The organism is Gottfriedia acidiceleris (genome assembly GCF_023115465.1).
Classification (GTDB): Bacteria; Bacillota; Bacilli; order Bacillales; family Bacillaceae_G; genus Gottfriedia; species Gottfriedia acidiceleris_B.
This window is the reverse complement of the sequence record NZ_CP096034.1, coordinates 1,790,680-1,810,327: the sequence shown is the minus strand read 5'-3', so window position 1 is coordinate 1,810,327 and position 19,648 is coordinate 1,790,680. Positions and strand designations below refer to the sequence as shown.

Below are 19,648 nucleotides of genomic sequence, written 5' to 3'. Positions count from 1 at the left end.
GCGATTCTCCTTAATTACTTAAAACATTGCTATTTGATAAGTACTTTTTAACCGTTATCGTTGTACCAACATTGATAGTGGATACAACTTCACATTGATCCATGAAATTCTCCATAATCGTAAATCCCATGCCGGATCTTTCTAAATCTGGTTTTGAAGTGTATAAGGGTTGCATTGCTTCATCTAAATCTGCAATACCAATACCTTCATCTCGAATTGTTAAAGTTACTGTTTGATCTTCTAGAAGAACTGAAATGAATACGATACCTTCAGGGTTATTTTCATAACCATGAATAATCGCATTTGTAACAGCCTCAGATACTACAGTTTTAATTTCAGTTAATTCATCTAATGTTGGATCTAGCTGTGTAATAAATGCAGCTACAGTTACACGAGCAAATGATTCATTTTGACTTAATGCGGAAAATTGAAGGTTCATTTCATTTCGCATTATGCCACCCCCAATACATTAAGTCCATTTGACTCATCATCAGCTAAATGAACAATCTTAAATAAACCAGACATATCGAACAACCGTTTAATTGATGGAGAAATTGAACAGACAACCATTTCTCCACCTTTATTTCGAATAACTTTATATCTACCTAAAATGACACCTAAACCAGAACTATCCATGAACGTTAAATACTCAAGATTTAATAAAATATGTTTGATAGTCTGTGACTCTAATACCTCATTTACTTGTAAACGTAAATCCTCAGCAGTGTGATGATCTAGTTCCCCTGCAAGTCTTACACAAAGGATTGCATTTTTCACTTCAAGTTCAATATTAAGACTCACTACAATAACCTCCTTATTTGACGGTTATTCTAGAGTTTCGTTAAAACTAAACCGAATTCCTTCACACATGACAAAACTAGTGGCAAAACGCCAAATCTTTTAGTAATACTCGAAATTAGTCGGAAAAAATCAGTTGAATCCTCCAACAGTACGCTTAAATAAATCGTACCAATTAGCTTTATTTACTGATTTATTAGCTACCAAGTCTGTTTTAGATAAAACTTTACTACCTTGTTTTAACACTAAAACTCCGACAATTTGCCCTTTTTTAATTGGAGCTTGAATATTTTTATTTAGCTGAATATCTTTCGTAATTTTATTCATCGCTTCACCCTTTTTCAATACAACTGAAACTGGGCTTTTAGTGATAACATTTACACCTTTAGACTTACCTTTGCTAATACTAAGCCTTTCGATATTCTCACCTTGTTTAATTAATTGTTTTACTTGATATTGATTAAATGCGTAATCAAGTAAGTTTGTCATTTGTGCATTTCTTTCTTTAGAAGTTGGTGCACCCATAATCACGCTAACTACTCGCATGTTGTTTTTCTTAGCAGTTGCTGTTAAACAATATTTTGCTTCTGCAGTAAATCCAGTTTTTAAACCATCCGCTCCTGGATAAAAACGAACTAATTTATTCGTATTCACTAACCAAAATTGTTTTTCAGTATCTTTTCTCAAGTAATCTTCATAAGTACCTGTAAACTTTGTGATTAATGGATATTTTAAAAGCTCTCTTCCCATGATTGCCATATCATACGCAGATGAATAATGACCAGGTGCAGGTAGCCCAGTTGGATTTTCAAAATGTGTATTTTTTAATCCTAACTTTTTTACTTTTTTATTCATTAGAGCGACAAAAGCCTCTTCAGTACCTGCAATTTTCTCTGCCATTGCGACTGATGCATCGTTTCCTGATGCGATTGCAATCCCTTTTAGCATTTCTTTTACTGTCATCTCTTCGCCAGGTTCTAGAAAGATTTGTGATCCGCCCATTGAAGCAGCATGTTCACTTGTCATTACTTTATCATCCAACCTGAGTTTTCCTTTATTGATTTCTTCCATAATAATAAGCATTGTCATAATCTTAGTCATACTTGCTGGTGGAAGCTCTTTTCTAGCGTCTTTTTCATATAAGATTTTCCCAGTATCTTGTTCAATAATTACGGAAGATAATGCACTTTTTGCCAAACTTACTTTATTATTTTGCGTCTCTCTTGCATTTACTTTAGGTAGTGATAAAGAAAAGATCATAACACTACTTAAAAGAGTTAGTAATACCCTTTTCATCTATAACCCTCCATTCTTTTCATACATATTTTTTCCAAATATAAGTAGTTTAATCAACCTCTGAAGAAAATATTAGAAAGAATGGAACTATTTACATACACGAGAACATATGCTATAAGTAAAGTGTATTAATTACACCCATACACTTAATACACTCCGTACACTTAAGAAAACAATTGAGGTGGTGATCTCTTGATTATTATTTTAGACCCAAGAAGCCATTTACCCCTTTGGGAGCAAATTGTTCTACAAACAAAAGAACAAATGCTAAGAAAGATTTTGGTAAATGGCGATAAACTTCCTTCCGTTCGTGAATTAGCAACCACATTGGTGATCAATCCAAATACTGTTAGTAGAGCCTATCAAGAACTAGAGCGCACTGGAGTCATCGAAACGATAAGGGGTAAAGGAACATTTGTAATTGGTTTAACAAAAGAGACTGTTTCAACAGATACCCTTTTAAAATATAAAAATAAACTTTCCAATTTATTAATTGATTGTTTAACAGATGGCGTAAAAGAGGAAGAAATAATTAATTGGGTAAAAGAGTTTTATTCTAATAAAGGAGCTGAATAGTTTGTTGAAAATCCATCATTTAAGTAAAAAACTCGATGAACATGAAGTGTTAAAGAATCTAAACTTTCAAATAGAAAAAGGTAAAATCACAGGCTTAATCGGTAGAAATGGAGCTGGTAAAACGACTCTTTTAAGGACAATCGTTGGCATTTTATCTCCAGACGAAGGCTCAATTAGTATTGACGATGAAGAGACTAACCAATCACCTATTACTAGAAGACAAATTGCATATATGAGTGATTCTACAAATTTCATTAATCAATATAGTGTAAAAGAGCTTATTACGATCTATGAAAATTCATATCCAAACTTCAATAAACACAAATTTTTAGAAGCATTAAATAAATATAAATTACCTAATACATCTCTACGTAAATACTCAAAAGGGATGAAAACACTTATCTATTTATTATTAACCTTTTCTACAGATGCAAAATATGTCATTTTAGACGAACCAACTAATGGTTTAGATCCAGTCGTTAAACGAACTGTTTTGCAATTAATCATTGAATACGCAAGCACAAACTCAGTGGGAGTGATTATTTCATCACACCATCTCGCTGAGCTAGAAAAAATAATTGATCAATATTTATTTATTAAGGATGGAAGAATTAATTCAATCTCTACAATGGAAGAAAGTACGAGTCAATTTTATAAATTACAAGTAGCATTTGAAAATGGTTTACCTAAAATATTTGAAGATGACCCTTCTATTTCTATTTTCTCAAAAACTGGCAAAGTAGCAATTATCATTATTAATGGAAATAAGAACGAATATATAAAACGAATGGAAAATGAAAATCCACTTCTTCTAGAAGAACTTCCCTTAACATTAGAGGATTTATTTTTCATCAATGATGGAGGGGACTTATATGTTTAGTAAAGCATTGTGGCTAATAAATTCTAAACAATCTAGACTTGCACTTATCTTATTATATCTTGTCTATCTGATTATTCTTCCATTTAGCTATTACAATAACACTGATGAATTAAATCGAGCATTGCTAACTAATCCTAGTAATCCGTACCTTTATCTATCTGACTTTAGTATGCTTGCATTTATTTCACCGATCATAGTATTAATATTAAGTATTTTATTAATAGGAATTGGACGAAATACAGGAGGAATTGATTTTCAATTTTCCCTTCCTTACTCACCAAGACAACTTTATTTATCAAAATGGGTGTTTGGAATTGCTCATATTTTTATGGCGACTGTTGGATTAATTATTCTAACTCTATTAATCCATTACAATACGAATATACACAAGTATATTGATGCTTCATCATTTGTAACCATTTTTTCTGTCATATTCCTATTTACGATAGCTTTTTTTACAATTGGTCTATCGATTGGTACAATTACAGGTCATTATTTCTCTCAAACACTTTTCACTATTTTTACGATTTTTTCACCTAGTATTATCTATTTTAGTATTTATTCAAACTTAAATGGGATCTTTAACTATAAATTACCTGACAATAGCTTTGAAAAAACGATTACTAGTTGGTCTATTCCATATCAAACAGGCCCACTATCAATTTCAAAGGATTTTAATGAAAAAATCGTTCATTATCCAACTATAGACTACGGAAATTTAACGATCATTATCCTTTATATCGTTGCATTTCTACTAATCGGTTTATTATGTTATAACAGATATGCGAATGTTAATAATGGCAAATTATTCGTTTATAAAAAATTCGGTTTATTCGTAAACGTCTTATTTGTCTATCTTTCAGCGACATTAATTGCTTTATTAACATCTACAATTGCAAATGGAAATAACACGATTATTTACGTGATTGGATTAATAATTGGTACCGTTGTTGGCTATTTCTTCTATAAACGTTTAAATAAATTTTTTAATTAATTTTTTTAAAAATCTACATTTCAAAAAACAACAAATTAAAAAGCGCTGGTTCTCAGTAGAAGAATCAGCGCTTTTTTTATGCAATAAAGTTCAATGCAAATCGTACAAAGAATAATGCTGAAATTGCCACCATATATGGTGTGATTTCAGTTTTCTTACCTGCTGCCATTTTAACTAATGGATAAGCAATAAAACCGAATGCAATTCCGTCAATAATACTATATGTTAAAGGGATGAATGCTAAAATTAAGAAGGCTGGTATTGCCTCAGTAGGATCATCCAATTGAATATCTGTAATGTGTTTAACCATTAATGAACCGATTATGATTAAGATTGGTGCAATTGCAGATGTTGGAATATATGCGATTAATGGCATAAAGAGTAAACAGCCTAAAAATAAAAATCCAGTTACAACAGAAGTTAGACCTGTCCGACCACCAGAACTGATACCTGCACTACCTTCAACAGCAATAACTGTTGGGCTAGTTCCTAATAAACCGGATAAAATAATACCAAACGCAGTTCCTTGAACAACCTTTTGTTGCTTATGCTCTTGGTTCATCATGCTTAATTGACCATGAATAATACCGATTGATTCGAATAATACAACCATCGTTAACGAAAATACTGCAATCCAAAATGGAAAACTCAATACATGAGTAAAGGTCAGTTGTCCGACAACTTCACTAGCAGATTTCATTGTAATTTTTGTTGTATCATGTGCTTTTTCAATTCCACCATGCAAAATGAATGAAATGATTGTACCCAAAATAACCGTAATTAAAAAGTTTGCAGGTACATTTTTAATAAAAAGATAAATCGCAATACCTAGTGTAATAACCGTTGCTAAAACATCCACGTTTGTAAAATTTGCAATCGATACAAACGTACTTTCATTTTTTACAACAATCCCACCAGCCTGAAGACCGATAAACGTTAAGAAAAATCCAATTCCAACTGTAATAGCACTTTTTAGTGATAATGGAATCGCAGTTGTTAATTTCTTAATTAATTTTGTGAATGATAAAATTGATAATAAGATTCCACTTACAAATACAACAGCAAGTGCTTCTTTCCAATTCATTCCCATTTCTCCAACCATTGTATAAGTAAACAATGCGTTGATGCCCATTCCCGGAACTAAAACTAAAGGTGAATTACTCCATAATCCCATCATAACGCTTCCAAAGAAAGCTGACAAAATTGTGGCAATCATTGCACCTTGGAACGGTATACCTGCATCATGCAAAATTGTACTATTAACGGATAAAATATAGACAAGTGTTAGAAATGAAACTGCACCTGCAATCAACTCCGTTTTAATGGTCGTACCGCTACCTTCAAGATTAAACTGTTTGTTCAATAAATTTTTCAAAGAAATTCCTCTCTTTTAGTGTCTCCCTCTCCCACCCATGCAACAAGGCACGATTTCAATTATACTAAATTTAATCAAATAATTAAACAAAAAAATTGTTTTCTTTAGTGTCTTGTTTACAAATGCTTCACAATCACAACAATACTAACAGTTATTCAACTTTGTAAAAACTAATAGTTATTTAGTGTTTCGTTTATGAAAATTTTTTTGATAAGCATTGATTGGAATTTAAAAAGTTCTGGATTCATATAAGAAATACTCTGGCCTAGGACCTCAAGATGTTAGGCAACTACTTAGGACTCCTCCCGGAAAAATCCGCGCATCTCTAATAGTCCCCGTACTTTAAGCGATAAACATTAGGCATTACCGTAATAATCACTACATAGATAAAACCTTTATTCTCGAAGGATATAATTTTCTTCATTTAAAGAATAACAATATGCGTGTTCATTTTTTAGGATTTTCATATCACCTGATTTTGTACTTGGTCATATGCAATTTCAGACTAATAAGCAAAAACAAACCCTTGCATAATATGGCAAAGGTTTAACAAAAGTAGCAATAAAGCTAAAGTTCAAATCATTAATTTGATAATTTCTCATAATTTCTAATCTAGAATTTTTCCCCAGTCATAACTGTCATAAAATCCTTATAAAACCCTTCATAATCTAGGCCAACTGCGATATGTTGTTGCGGTCTTCCATCAAATTTCTCAGGAGTATCAGTTACTCGAAAATCAGCAATACTTTGCCCCCTGGCCACATCGGTTGTATCAATCACAACAGCCGATTGATAGAATTTAAATAAATCGCTACGTATGACTGCCATCAGAGTTACCGCATCATGAACTGGACTTCCTTTTATGCCAGGTACTTTCTTTTGATAGAAGTTGAAATAATAGTAATCTAATAATGGTTTTACAAGATCAGTTTTCCCTTTAGAATGAATATAATTGGTCATTGAAGGAGTTACAATTGCATTTTGCGTTACATTTAATGGGAAAATATATGCACCACTTACATACTTCATAACAATATTAGCTGCTAACGGATCACCATGAAAATTCGCTTCAGCTACTGGTGTAACATTTCCAGGATAAAGAAAAGCGCCACCCATAATATAGTAAGAATTCACACTTTTCATCAAATCTTCGTATAAAATAAATAGGGTCGCTAGCGAGGTTAACCTCCCAGTATTCACTATAATTAGTTCATCCCTATGCTGCTCAATCAAATTGATCACTTCACAAAAGTTCTCTAAGTTCTCTAACTTTAAACCTGGATCGATTGGACCTAAACCAAACGGACCATGTATATCAAGGTAATAGGTCGGGAATTCTCCCGTCATTGGTTTCTCAGCCCCCCCATAGACTTTAATATATTCTTTTCCCGACCTTTTAAGTAAAAACCGAACATTCCTTGTTGTTTCTTTTTTTGATACATTCCCATAATCCGCCACAATCCCAATTATCTCAATATCTGCTGTTAATCGTGCATAAATCAATGCGATCGCATCATCAATTCCTACATCACCGAAGAATAACACTTTCTTTCCCATTCGTTTAGCTCCCTTTAAATCAAAACTTTGGAACATTTTTTTATTATTTATTCCTTTGATATAAAAGTATGTTGTTATCTTTTTGAAAAGTATAAAAAAAGACAATTTATTATTAACTTGAAAAGTTACCTGCCATTTTCTTTAATAAGAAGAACAAAAAAAGCTATCCTCATCTTTTTAGAGAATAGCTTTTTAAACATTTTAAGCTTCCATAATTAAATCATAAACTAATGTAGGTTCTTCTACTTTTTCAGTAGATATTTTAATGTTTTCTAGTAAGTCTTTTTCCACTTCACTAATATCTTCTGTGCTTGAATAGACAGTAACTAAAGATTCGCCTTTTTTAACTGCTTCGCCTACTTTTTTGTTTAGCATTAATCCAACAGCTAAGTCGATAACTGATTCTTTTGTTGCACGTCCTGCGCCTAATTTCATAGCTGCTGTTCCAACTGCATCAGCAACGATTTGTGAAACATAACCATCTTGTTTTGCTACTACTTCTTGTACATATTTAGCTTGAGGTAGTTTTGATGGATCATCTACTACTGAACCGTCTCCACCTTGAGCTACTAAAAATGCCTTAAATACTTCTAAAGCTTTTCCGTTTTTCATATTTTCTAGAAGTTTAGCTCTTGCTTCTTCTAATGTTTCAGCTTTTTTAGCTAATACAACCATTTGGCTACCTAATACTAAGCATAGTTCTTCTAAATCTTTTGGACCTTCACCTTTAAGAGTGTCAATTGCTTCTTTCACTTCTAATGCATTTCCAATCGCAAAACCTAATGGTTGGCTCATATCAGAAATAACGGCAACTGTTTGTCTTCCAACGTTGTTACCAATCTTAACCATCGCTTTAGCTAAATCGCGTGCATCATCAATATCCTTCATAAATGCACCTGCACCAGTTTTAACATCTAAAACAATTGCGTCTGCACCAGCAGCGATTTTTTTACTCATAATTGAACTTGAAATTAATGGGATTGAGTTTACAGTTGCTGTTACATCACGTAGTGCATATAACTTTTTGTCAGCAGGTGTTAAATCTCCTGTTTGTCCGATAACGGCTAATTTAATATCATTTACTTGTTTCATAAATTCTTCTTCTGTTAATTCAACATGGAAGCCTTCTACAGCTTCTAATTTATCAATTGTACCACCAGTGTGACCTAAACCACGTCCGCTCATTTTGGCAACTGGAATATCTAAAGAAGCTACTAATGGACCTAATACAAGTGTAGTTGTATCACCTACTCCACCAGTTGAATGTTTATCAACTTTAATTCCTTCAATGTTAGAAAGGTCAATTGTATCACCAGAATGTACCATTGCCATTGTTAAATCACTATATTCTTTTTCAGTCATACCTTTTAAGAAAACGGCCATTGCAAAAGCACTCATTTGATAATCTGGTACACTTCCATCTGTGAAACCTTTGATTACAAAATTAACTTCTTCCGTTGTTAATGTTTTTCCGTCACGTTTTTTTTCGATTAAATCTACCATTCTCATTTTGAAACGCCTCTTTCTAAATTTGTATATATTACTTCTAATGAAAAGTGACTTCCACATAAAGTAGAAGTCCTTTTATATTCGTTAACTTTTGTATTAACCGATTTTACGAATAATCTCTTTTACTAATGATAAAAATGATGCTCTTACTCTTTGTGTTGTTTCAATAACTTCTTCATGGTTAAGCGGTTGATCTAAAATGCCCGCTGCCATGTTTGAAATACATGAAATACCAAGTACTCTTAATTCAGCATGACGAGCCACAATTACCTCAGATACAGTTGACATACCAACAGCATCAGCACCTAATGTTCTAAACATACGAATTTCAGCTGGAGTTTCATAAGATGGCCCTGTCAATGCAGCGTAAACTCCTTCTTGAAGTTTTACATCTACTTCACTAGCAGCATTTTTTGCAATTTGTCTTAATTCACGGTCATATGGATAAGACATATCTACAAAACGAACGCCAAGTTCTGGGTTATTTGGTCCAATTAGTGGACTAGTACCAGTAAAATTAATATGGTCGGTAATTAACATTAAATCACCAGGTTCATATGAAGTATTAACTCCACCTGCAGCATTTGTTACGATTAATTTTTCTACACCTAATTCTTTCATGATCCTTACAGGGAATGTAACTTTTTCCATGCTATATCCTTCGTAGTAGTGAACTCTTCCTTGCATTGCTACTACTTCGATACCGTGTATCGTTCCAAAAACTAGTTGTCCTTCATGCCCTTCTACTGTTGATGTTGGGTATTCAGGAATTGTATGATACGGTATTTTTTCTTGGTTTTCTATTTCATCAACAAGAACTCCTAAACCTGATCCTAAAATCAATCCAATTTTAGGCTGTCTGTCTACTTTACTTTTAATAAAATCAGCGGCTTTATCGATATTTTCTTTATTCATATGTAATTCCACCTTATCTCAATTTTTCAAAAAAACTTGATCCATGTGATGGCATTGTAACTTTAAAGTTTTCTGCAATGGTTGCTCCAATATCAGCAAAAGTTTTTGGTATTTCTAATTCCTTACCTTCTGAAAACTGTTTACTATAAACTAGTAATGGAACATATTCTCTTGTATGGTCTGTACCAGTATATGTCGGATCATTTCCATGATCGGCAGTGATCATTAATAAATCATCTTCTTTTAATAAATCAAATACTTCAGGAAGTCTTGCATCGTATTCTTCTAATGCTTTGCCATAACCTAGTGGATCTCTTCTATGACCGTATACTGCATCAAAGTCAACTAAATTTAGGAAGCTTAAACCAGTGAAGTCCATTTTTAATGTTTCAACTAATTTGTCCATACCGTCCATATTTGAAACAGTACGTAATGCTTTTGTAATTCCTTCACCATCGAAGATATCAGCAATTTTACCAATTGAAATTACATCAAAATTGGCATCTTTTAACTCATTCATAACAGTACGTCCAAATGGTTTTAATGCATAGTCATGGCGATTTGGTGTACGTTTGAAGTTTCCAGGCTCACCTACAAATGGTCTAGCGATTACTCGACCAATCATATATGGATCATCTAATGTTAATTTACGTGCAATTTCACAATAACGATATAAATCTTCTAAAGGAACAACTTCTTCATGAGCTGCAATTTGTAAAACAGAATCAGCAGACGTATAAACAATTAAATTGCCTGTTTTCATATGCTCTTCACCAAGTTCAACTAATATCTCAGTTCCAGAAGCAGGTTTATTTCCAATTATTTTACGATCAAAATGAGTTTCCAATTCGCTTATTAATTCTTTAGGGAACCCATCAGCAAAAACTTTAAATGGCTTATCAATGTGAAGACCCATGATTTCCCAATGTCCAGTCATTGTATCTTTTCCAACTGATGATTCTTCCATTTTTGTGTAATAAGCAAGTGGCTTATCTGCCTTTGGAACCCCTTTCAATTCTCTAATATTACTTAAACCTAGTTTTGCCATGTTCGGCATATGTAAACCATTCATTTCTTCAGCAATATGGCCTAGTGTATCTGAACCAACATCATTAAATTTTTCTGCATCAGGAGCTTCACCGATCCCTACAGAATCCATAACAACGAGGAACACTCTATTAAATTTTCTATTCATTTGTTTTCCTCCTAACTCATCGAAACAAACCGAAACTTAATTGATAGCGTCAGATGTCTGACAACTAAAGTATACTTATTGTCCTAATTCTTTTCAAGAATTATATTTTCCAATTTGTGTCTATTGATACTATATTTCCCCAGATTAAAGTTATTTTGACATAAATATTTCATAATTATTTTCTTTTTTAGTCGCTAATAAAAATGATATGCTAAAAATTCCTCTTACATACTGTATTGAAAAAATAAAAAGCCCAAGCTTTATAAGCTGGGCCTTTTAGCGTACTATGCTGTTTGATTTTCTGAACTTGCAACTTGATGTTTTTGTGCTTTTCTTTTGGCAACTATTGTACCAGCTGCAATTACAATTGCAGTCATGACAATTTTGAATGCTAAAGCAATTGTAGGATTTTCAAAAGCATCGTTAATCATTTTTTCATGAGTAATCATACCAGCTGCAGTCCAAGCTAAGATACCTGAACCAATTGTTGTAATAATTGGGTATTTGTTCATAATTTTCATTAATAATGAGCTTCCACCAACAATAATTGGAATTGAGATTAAAATACCAATTACGATTGCAACTAAGCTACCATGTGATACACCAGCTAAAGCTAAAACATTATCAAGACTCATTAACGCATCAGCAATGATGATTGTTCGAACTGCTCCCCATAATGTTGCTCCACTTTTAACTTCACCGTGTCCTGAATCATCGACTAATAATTTAAATGCAATCCATAATAACATTAAACCACCGACTGCATAAATAAACGGAATTTTTAATAAATACACGATGACTGCTGCAAATACTATACGTAATCCAATTGCACCTAATGTACCAAATAATACGGCTTTTTTCTTTTGTTCTGCTGGTAAGTTTTTCGCTGCTAATGCGATAAGAATAGCATTGTCACCACTTAATAACAAATCGATAAAAATTACATTCAATAGTACGCCAATACTTAAACCACCTAATAAATCCATGACTCTTCCCCCTTATGAAACTACTATTTTTAATTAAACAACCTGTACTTGTGACTACAAAATAAAAAGACCTTTGCCAATAGTTGTAGTTCTACGGCAAAGGTCTTGCTGAGCACACATATGTATGCCAACAAAGCCGATGAGAATTTCTTCTCATGTAATGACGACTTTGTTTCAGGATCTCTCCTGACGCTACTCCCCTTTGGAGTATTCGATTGTTTATTAATAATATAATAGTATTCTAGCTTGTCCATTATGTCAATAGATTTTTAATTGGTTTTTAATGATCGTTTTTATGCTTTCATTATCATTGAAAATAATTAACTTATTGCTTTGTCAATATTTTTGGTCCTTTACTTGTAATCGCTAAAGTATGTTCATATTGTGCTGAATTTTTTCCATCTCTTGTTCTAGCTGTCCAGCCATTTGAATCCATTGTTGATTGCCATGATCCTAAATTAATCATTGGTTCAATCGTAATGACCATCCCTTCACGCAGTCTTAAACCTTTACCTGCCATACCAAAATGAGGAACATATGGCTCTTCATGAAGAGTTGGTCCTATGCCATGTCCAGTAAAATCACGCACAACAGAATATCCTAATGACTCAGCATAAGATTGAATCGCAAAACCAATATCACCAATACGGTTTCCTACTAAGGCTTGCTCTATACCTTTATATAGGCATTCTTGCGTAACTTTTAATAAGTCTTTGTTTTCTTTAGCTATATTTCCTACACCGTATGTCCAAGCCGAATCAGCGAGCGCACCATTTAAATTTACAACCATATCAATTGTTACAATATCTCCATCTTTTAATGGTTTTTTACGAGGAAATCCGTGGCAAATCTCATCATTTATTGACGCACAAGTTGCATATTTATATCCTCGGTAGCCTTTTTGTTCCGGTTTGGCACCATTTTCAGCTAAAAACTTTTCTACAAATTGATCGATTTCCCATGTCGTAATCCCAGGTTTAATCATTTTTGCAATTTCCTTATGCGTAGCAGCCAATAAAGTACCTGCTTCATTCATTAAGTTAATTTCACGTTCAGTCTTAATCGTAATCATTTATTTCATCCTCTCAAGTAACCTAGTTTCAGTTATATATGATTATTAAATATAGTATGCTTTTCACATTATAACAATCATTTTACAAGAAAAAAGAGCTTAATTTAAGCTCTTAATGTGTAAACAAAATTCTAAAAATCTGAGAAATTAAGCTCTTGGATGAAACTCTTTATAAACATCCTTAAGCCTATTTTTCGTTACATGTGTATAAATTTGAGTTGTAGATATATCTGCATGTCCTAACATTTCTTGAACTGATCTTAAATCAGCGCCATTTTCTAATAAATGTGTTGCAAATGAATGACGTAAAGTATGCGGCGTTAATTCATGTTGAATATTTGCTTTTTCAGCTTGTTTTTTTAAGTTTTTCCAAAATCCTTGTCTAGACATTCTATTTCCATGATGATTTAAGAAAAATGCATCATTATTTTTTTTACCCTTTAATTCATTTCTTGACAATTTTAAATAATTTTCAATTGATTCAATTGCAAGCTTACCTAAAGGAATAATTCGTTCTTTACTTCCTTTACCTAAACATCGCACAAATCCCATTGTTAAATTAATGTCAGATAGATTTAATGATAATAACTCTGACACACGCATACCAGTGGCATATAACAATTCTAACATTGCCTTATCTCTTAGACCAAATGTAGAGTGGTCAGGTACTTCTAATAAAGCCTCTACTTCCTGTAGTGATAAAACCTTTGGAAGTACTTTTGGCGCTTTTGGAATTTCGATTAATAGTGAAGGATCGTCTTTCATACCATCAACCTCACGAATTAAAAATTGATGAAATGAGCGAATTGTTGCTAATTGACGAGCCATTGTTCGAGCTGTTAAATCTCTTTCTTTTAAATATTTTAAATAACTAATAATATGTAACCTAGTTATATTTGAAAGACCAAATATATTTTCAACAACGTCTAAATATTTTCCGTAGCTTTCTAAATCCTTACTATATGATAGAATTGTATTTTTAGATAAACCTTTTTCAACTTGGATAAAATGGATAAAATCCTCCGTTGCAAAATCAAATTCTTTTTTAAAAGGTGTTTTATCAGTCGTTGTCACATTTCATTACTCCCCGTTTTGATAAAACCGTACCAATTGGTTAAAAGCACCATCCTTTTTATGAATGTCCACCTTTAACATTGAGCCTTCTGGTCGGTCATATCGATGCATATTTTCATATTCAGAATGAATCCATTGAATAGCAAAATAAAATAAAATTGTACATGTAATGAATAAAATTGTAACCTTTATTACATTAAAAACAATACTTGCTCTTTTTTTCATATGACCACCACCTTTTGCTAGAAGTAAAGACATCATTACTACATACTATGCAAAAATAGGACAAATCATACTTCAGAAAATCAACATTAATCATTTAGTGTCATTTTTTAGAACATGAAAAAGAGCAGACTCTTTTTATTGAACTGCTCCGTCTTTTAAGAATCAAAAATAAAATGATTTTAATTAAATTAAAATCATTTTACTACTCTTCGTTTTGATCATGGCAACGATGACATACACCATGAAATGATAATCGATGATCTTTAATTTTAAAATTCCAACGTTCTTCAACTGTCTTTTCAACTTCACTTAATAGATTTTCATGAATTTCATCTACTGCTCCGCAAACCGTGCAAATTAAATGATGGTGAAAATGTTGTGCACCTTCATGTCTTAAGTCGTATCTTGAAACGCCATCACCAAAATTTATTTTATCAACAATTGTTAACTCAGTTAGTAATTCTAACGTACGATAAACAGTAGCAAGTCCAATTTCTGGCGATTTTTCTTTCACTAGGAGGTAAACATCTTCTGCACTTAGGTGATCTTCTTCGTTTTCTAATAAAACACGAACAGTGGATTCCCGTTGTGGTGTTAATTTGTATCCTGCTAAATGTAGTTGTTTTTTTATTCGTTCAACTCGTTCTTCCATTCTTTTCACTCCCTCGCCACTTGATAATAATTATAACAAAGAAAGAGAAAGTGTCAAAAATTATTTGTTAATTTTTTGAAACAATTATTTCTGAGATGGCTTTTAAAAAATAAGTTGAACCATAGGCTTCAATAATACTTGCAATACTTAAGCAAACCGCAACAACTCCAAAGACAATAGAATACGAGACTAACTGTTTCATAATTGGTTCATTATCATTTTTAATAAATTGTTTTCGAATCATTCGAATGGATAGCTGAACTGCTAAAACTGTTAACAGTATATATAATGGTAAAACGATAACATTTTGTGGAAAAACAGAAGAAAATGCTAATAAAATACCGTGCCAACCTAATTGATTGACTAAAAATCCAACTGTAAATCCAACTACCAATCCTTTCATAAATAATAAAATAAGAATGATTGGTAATCCAATGATTGAGATCCCTAAAACCCAAATCAATGCTAAAAACTTCAAATGAGAAGAATAGCTAGAAAGGAACACTTCATTTCCGCTAATATAATCACCATTATTAACTTGTCCAAAAAAATGTGTAATAAAGGATAGAATATCCTGTTTTTGACTCACATTCATACTATTTACGATGACGGCTCCAAATACTACACCAAAAAGTAAGATCACACTAACAAAAATATAGAGTGACAAATAATCTTTAACATGTTTTTTCATCGTTGATTTGACTGAGCTTCTTGTCATGATATCATCTCCTGGACTATATTCTCTCTTCATTTTATGAATGGACAAGTAATTTATTCTATTAATTTATAAAAGTTGGAAAATTAATAACAAAGAAAAAATGACTTTTTTCCTATTTAATGGAGAGAAGTGATAATTTCAGTTCCAGGGTGCTCTCTTTTCGTGGAGCGATCATTTGATTGCGAAGAATTATTTTAACAAAATTTTTGAAAAAAAATATAAAAAGCTGTTAAAGTCAGGCAACGACTAAAACAGCTTTGTTTTAATTTAATAATTCAATTTGTTTTTTTATAAAATGACCAATCGACTTTGCATTTTCTTCATTATTTCCATAAATAGTTGAATGTGTGTAGCCTTCTAATGTTTGACGGCTACCTTGATTCGTTGTTTCACAATATTCATTATGATATTTTTCAACTTTATGTAGTAATTCCTTTTTTTTCTTCGGATTAAACTGTAAACCACTTTGATTGGAAGCTGTTAATACTAGTAAAGGAATATTCATTTTAATTTTCAATGCGTCCTTTATACGTATGTTACTATAATTTAGGTTTTTCCACTCACTAACAACAGTCTTCCAATGCTTATAGCTCTTAATTGCGCTAATCATTTCGAACTGATTATCTGGGGTAGTTTTCATTATTTTATTAACTAGCTTATTTGGAATTGCCTTAGTAAGATTAAATTGGTTTGCATTCTTCATCATGATCGCAAACTGATACAGTAACTTATCATATAATTTCTGCTCATGCTCCTCTAGAGTCGGATGTGTTGGATCGAGTAAAATCATTGATTGGATAGCATTTGGAAAAAGGCGAGACAATTGGAATACAATATAGGCCCCTAGGGAATGTCCGACAGCAATTAATGGACTTTTAATATTTAATGCTAATAAAATGTCATAGCATTCAAAAGCTTGTTGCTCTATTGATCGTTCTGTCGTCCATATTCCACTTTTTCCATAACCTAACCGATCGTATGATATAACTTTGGCATATTTACTCAACTCTTCTTGCAAATACTTCCATTGATGAAGAGTATGCATCATTCCACATTCTAAAAGAACTGTGACTTTTCCATCCCCTTTTACTCGAACGTGATATGTGCCAAGCTCACCAGTAACAAACAATATTCTCACCTTCATCGTATTTGATTAGTTGTCTTATTGTATTCATTTTTCCTGTTTTCTATTTTATCCTTAATTGTTTAATTTTTGCTTTATAAAAATGTTTTTTTTGATAAGCTTTAGAAACGTTAAAAAAAAGACGTTAAAAAAAATTAACGTCATTAGTCTTAGAATTTTAAATTGTTTCCTTTTTTTCTTCGTATGCTTCTTTTACTTCTGCATAAAATTGAGCCTGAGAAGTATAAAAGTATGGTGCTACATAAAACAAAGCAAGCCCAAAAGTGATGATTACTAATAGAACCCAACCGATGAATGAAAGCCCTAGTAAAAAGAATTTCCATTTATACCCATCCATCATTCTTCTACTTAAAGTAATGGCATCAATTGCATTCATTTCTGGATAATCTTTTAAAATATATCCAACTTGTGAATAAGCGATTGATTTGATAATACCAGGAATGATTAATAAAACAGTCCATAATACTGTAAATAAAGTTACTAAGAATCCAACTATTATACCTCTTATAAATTGATGCCCACTTTTAAAATAGAAAAATAAGTCCGATATGCTTTTTTCCTCATCACGAATCAACTTTAAAAAGTAAACAAGTAATCCATAACCTAATAGAGTATTAATGATTGCAGTTATAATTTCGATTACGATTTGGATACCACCTGGGATTAAATCTTGTTGATCCAAATCTAAAAATATACTCCCTGTATAATGATAATTGACTGGTCCATTAAGTAACATATAAATAAGTCCTTCAAATACACCAAAAACTACGAGAGTTAAAATCGCTTTTCCCCAGTTACCAGATAGACGATTCTTAGCTGTTTTTTTAATTGACGAAATTCTCATCTACTCATCCTCTCAAAAAATGTCACTTTATTTTACCATGTTTACTTCCATATTTTGAGAATTATTTTTAATTTTATTTTAATTTTTTTGTAATAATTGTAAATATTGGACTGCAAAACATGTTTTTGCATCATGGATTGAACCTTTTTTTAGCTCTTCCAGACACTCGTCTAGTGTTAGCTCAAAAATTTCAACAAATTCATCTTCATCTAAAGCAGCACTATTTTCTAATTTCTTTAAATCTTTTGCTACATATATATGTATGTATTCGTCTGCAAACCCCGGTGAAGTATAAAAAGATTGGATATGCTCCCAATTTGCTGCTTCATATCCAGTCTCTTCTTCTAGCTCTCGTTTAGCCGTTACAAGTGGCTCTTCGCCTTTTTCTAGTTTTCCTGCTGGAATTTCTAGGAGACTTCTTTCTAGCGCTTTTCGGTACTGCTCAACAAAAACAATTTTTCCTTCATTTGTAATTGGAATCACAGCCACTGCTCCCGGATGCTTTACGATTTCACGCGTACTTGTATTTCCATTCGGTAATTCTACCTTCTGATGATAAAGAGAGATCACTCTTCCTGTGAATACTTTTTCTTCTTCTAGTGTTTTTTCTTCAAATTTTTTCATTTTTTTCATCACCTTGTTCTAATTTATATGGTTGTCACATACATTTTATCATTTATTTCATTAAAATACTGTTTGAAATGAGGTAGTCTGATGAAAATGTGTATGACGGAAAATTCTGTTGTCCTCGTGGGCTCCAAAACAGAAATTTTAAAAACCCTCGAAGTTATTGGTATGCAATATAAAACCGTTAAAGAATGGATTCAAAACTCCAATGGTAAGCTTCTCTATGTTGTAAAATAATTCTCTTTTCCCTACAATTATATTTGGAGGGATTTATATGAAAAAACGTAAGCTTGGTTCTACTTTATTAGAAATATCCGAAATTGGTTTAGGTTGTATGTCGCTTGGGACAGAAGAAAATGAGGCGATTTCAACAATTCATGCTGCAATCGATGCTGGAATCAATTACTTTGATACTGCTGATTTATATGATTTCGGTAAAAATGAAGAAATCGTTGGAAAAGCTTTAAAAGGTCGTAGAGATCAAGTGGTTATTGCAACGAAAGTAGGCAACCGTTGGAATAATTCAAATGATAATAAATGGTATTGGGATCCATCGAGAGCATATATGAAAGAAGCTGTAAAAGACAGTTTACGTAGACTAAATACAGATTATATCGATTATTATCAACTTCACGGTGGAACTATCGAGGATCAATATGAAGAAATCATTTTTACTTTTGATGAACTAGTAAAAGAAGGCTTAATTCGCCATTATGGAATCTCTTCAATTCGTCCGAATGTTATTAATCGATTTGTAAATCATTCATCTATTCAAGGTGTTATGATGCAATATAATGTACTAGAGCGTAGACCTGAAGAATTCTTTCCACTTTTCGAAAAGCATAATATTTCTGTCATTGCACGCGGATCCGTAGCAAAAGGGCTATTAACCAGTAAATGGGAAAAGAAACTATCTAACAAGGGCTATATGTCATATTCAGAACAAGAATGTAATGAAACAATCCAAAAGCTTCTACAACTTCTAAATGAGGAACAATCCTTACATAGCTTAGCTTTACAATATGTTCTTTCTCATAAAGCAGTTTCATCGTTAGCTGTTGGAGCTCGAAATAAAGAACAATTACTAGATAATCTTAACGCTTACTTTGCAAAACCATTAAATGCACAACAAATCGCCCAAATAAAAGAAATTTCACTTCTTATGAAATATGAAGAACATCGTTAAGCCACTCCTTCCTTCCATGGAAGGA

The 19,648-nt window shown here is 32.3% G+C and carries 22 protein-coding genes; 5 read left to right on the top strand and 17 right to left on the bottom strand.

Features of this window, described 5'->3' with window-relative positions; all coding sequences use genetic code 11:
- Positions 1–10 precede the first annotated feature (10 nt).
- From spoIIAB to MY490_RS08710, 3 genes are all read right to left on the bottom strand, one after another.
- Complete coding sequence (spoIIAB, locus tag MY490_RS08720; RefSeq protein ID WP_025672021.1) at positions 11–451, bottom strand: anti-sigma F factor; 441 nt, start codon at positions 449–451, stop codon at positions 11–13.
- A complete protein-coding gene (gene spoIIAA, locus MY490_RS08715; protein ID WP_248268853.1) occupies positions 451–801 on the bottom strand; it encodes an anti-sigma F factor antagonist in 351 nt (116 codons plus the stop codon). Before spoIIAA ends, spoIIAB begins: the two co-directional genes overlap by 1 nt.
- 129 nt (positions 802–930) lie before the next feature.
- Positions 931–2,094 (bottom strand): D-alanyl-D-alanine carboxypeptidase family protein, encoded by a 1,164-nt coding sequence (locus MY490_RS08710; RefSeq protein WP_248268852.1) that lies wholly within the window; start codon positions 2,092–2,094, stop codon positions 931–933.
- Between the two features lie 192 nt (positions 2,095–2,286).
- Here MY490_RS08710 and MY490_RS08705 point away from each other — a divergent pair, with 192 nt between their 5' ends.
- The 3 genes from MY490_RS08705 to MY490_RS08695 are packed head-to-tail and all read left to right on the top strand — an operon-like array spanning position 2,287 to position 4,544.
- Positions 2,287–2,670 carry a GntR family transcriptional regulator gene (locus MY490_RS08705; protein WP_049819787.1) on the top strand — a complete coding sequence of 128 codons (384 nt, stop codon included), beginning with the start codon at positions 2,287–2,289 and terminating at the stop codon, positions 2,668–2,670.
- Position 2,671: 1 nt separating this feature from the next.
- Positions 2,672–3,550, top strand: a complete 879-nt coding sequence (locus tag MY490_RS08700) for an ABC transporter ATP-binding protein (RefSeq protein WP_248268851.1) — start codon at positions 2,672–2,674, stop codon at positions 3,548–3,550.
- Positions 3,543–4,544 (top strand): ABC transporter permease subunit, encoded by a 1,002-nt coding sequence (locus tag MY490_RS08695; protein ID WP_248268850.1) that lies wholly within the window; start codon positions 3,543–3,545, stop codon positions 4,542–4,544. Before MY490_RS08700 ends, MY490_RS08695 begins: the two co-directional genes overlap by 8 nt.
- A 76-nt stretch (positions 4,545–4,620) precedes the next feature.
- Here MY490_RS08695 and MY490_RS08690 read toward each other — a convergent pair whose 3' ends face one another.
- From MY490_RS08690 to MY490_RS08625, 14 genes are all read right to left on the bottom strand, one after another.
- Positions 4,621–5,919: an NCS2 family permease gene (locus tag MY490_RS08690; RefSeq protein WP_069031801.1), complete on the bottom strand. Its 1,299-nt coding sequence runs from the start codon at positions 5,917–5,919 to the stop codon at positions 4,621–4,623.
- Positions 5,920–6,531: 612 nt separating this feature from the next.
- Positions 6,532–7,476, bottom strand: coding sequence for a nucleoside hydrolase (locus MY490_RS08685; RefSeq protein ID WP_248268849.1), 945 nt, complete (start codon positions 7,474–7,476; stop codon positions 6,532–6,534).
- Positions 7,477–7,677: 201 nt separating this feature from the next.
- Positions 7,678–8,985, bottom strand: a complete 1,308-nt coding sequence (locus MY490_RS08680) for a pyrimidine-nucleoside phosphorylase (RefSeq protein ID WP_248268848.1) — start codon at positions 8,983–8,985, stop codon at positions 7,678–7,680.
- Positions 8,986–9,081: 96 nt separating this feature from the next.
- A complete protein-coding gene (locus MY490_RS08675) occupies positions 9,082–9,900 on the bottom strand; it encodes a purine-nucleoside phosphorylase (RefSeq protein ID WP_248268847.1) in 819 nt (272 codons plus the stop codon).
- 13 nt (positions 9,901–9,913) lie between these two features.
- Positions 9,914–11,095, bottom strand: a complete 1,182-nt coding sequence (deoB, locus tag MY490_RS08670) for a phosphopentomutase (protein WP_248268846.1) — start codon at positions 11,093–11,095, stop codon at positions 9,914–9,916.
- A gap of 284 nt (positions 11,096–11,379) precedes the next feature.
- On the bottom strand, positions 11,380–12,081 hold the full coding sequence (locus tag MY490_RS08665; protein WP_248268845.1) for a TerC family protein: 702 nt from the start codon (positions 12,079–12,081) through the stop codon (positions 11,380–11,382).
- A 325-nt stretch (positions 12,082–12,406) separates the two neighbouring features.
- A complete protein-coding gene (map, locus tag MY490_RS08660; RefSeq protein ID WP_248268844.1) occupies positions 12,407–13,153 on the bottom strand; it encodes a type I methionyl aminopeptidase in 747 nt (248 codons plus the stop codon).
- A 147-nt stretch (positions 13,154–13,300) separates the two neighbouring features.
- Positions 13,301–14,227 (bottom strand): site-specific tyrosine recombinase XerD, encoded by a 927-nt coding sequence (gene xerD / locus MY490_RS08655; RefSeq protein WP_248268843.1) that lies wholly within the window; start codon positions 14,225–14,227, stop codon positions 13,301–13,303.
- A gap of 6 nt (positions 14,228–14,233) precedes the next feature.
- The gene (locus tag MY490_RS08650; protein ID WP_056466929.1) at positions 14,234–14,452 is read right to left on the bottom strand and encodes a YqzK family protein; all 219 of its coding nucleotides are present in this window, start codon (positions 14,450–14,452) and stop codon (positions 14,234–14,236) included.
- A 202-nt stretch (positions 14,453–14,654) separates the two neighbouring features.
- Positions 14,655–15,104 carry a ferric iron uptake transcriptional regulator gene (locus MY490_RS08645; RefSeq protein WP_056466931.1) on the bottom strand — a complete coding sequence of 150 codons (450 nt, stop codon included), beginning with the start codon at positions 15,102–15,104 and terminating at the stop codon, positions 14,655–14,657.
- 67 nt (positions 15,105–15,171) lie between these two features.
- The gene (spoIIM, locus tag MY490_RS08640; protein WP_069031790.1) at positions 15,172–15,822 is read right to left on the bottom strand and encodes a stage II sporulation protein M; all 651 of its coding nucleotides are present in this window, start codon (positions 15,820–15,822) and stop codon (positions 15,172–15,174) included.
- 262 nt (positions 15,823–16,084) lie between these two features.
- Positions 16,085–16,951 carry an alpha/beta fold hydrolase gene (locus MY490_RS08635; RefSeq protein WP_248268842.1) on the bottom strand — a complete coding sequence of 289 codons (867 nt, stop codon included), beginning with the start codon at positions 16,949–16,951 and terminating at the stop codon, positions 16,085–16,087.
- A gap of 172 nt (positions 16,952–17,123) precedes the next feature.
- A complete protein-coding gene (locus tag MY490_RS08630; RefSeq protein WP_248268841.1) occupies positions 17,124–17,810 on the bottom strand; it encodes a DUF975 family protein in 687 nt (228 codons plus the stop codon).
- Between the two features lie 78 nt (positions 17,811–17,888).
- Positions 17,889–18,434, bottom strand: a complete 546-nt coding sequence (locus MY490_RS08625; protein ID WP_248268840.1) for an NUDIX domain-containing protein — start codon at positions 18,432–18,434, stop codon at positions 17,889–17,891.
- Between the two features lie 90 nt (positions 18,435–18,524).
- Here MY490_RS08625 and mciZ point away from each other — a divergent pair, with 90 nt between their 5' ends.
- Together mciZ and MY490_RS08620 are read left to right on the top strand one after the other, a co-directional pair.
- Positions 18,525–18,674 (top strand): Z-ring formation inhibitor MciZ, encoded by a 150-nt coding sequence (mciZ, locus tag MY490_RS22305; protein WP_432707045.1) that lies wholly within the window; start codon positions 18,525–18,527, stop codon positions 18,672–18,674.
- Positions 18,675–18,711: 37 nt separating this feature from the next.
- Positions 18,712–19,623 (top strand): aldo/keto reductase, encoded by a 912-nt coding sequence (locus MY490_RS08620; RefSeq protein WP_248268839.1) that lies wholly within the window; start codon positions 18,712–18,714, stop codon positions 19,621–19,623.
- Positions 19,624–19,648: the final 25 nt, after the last annotated feature.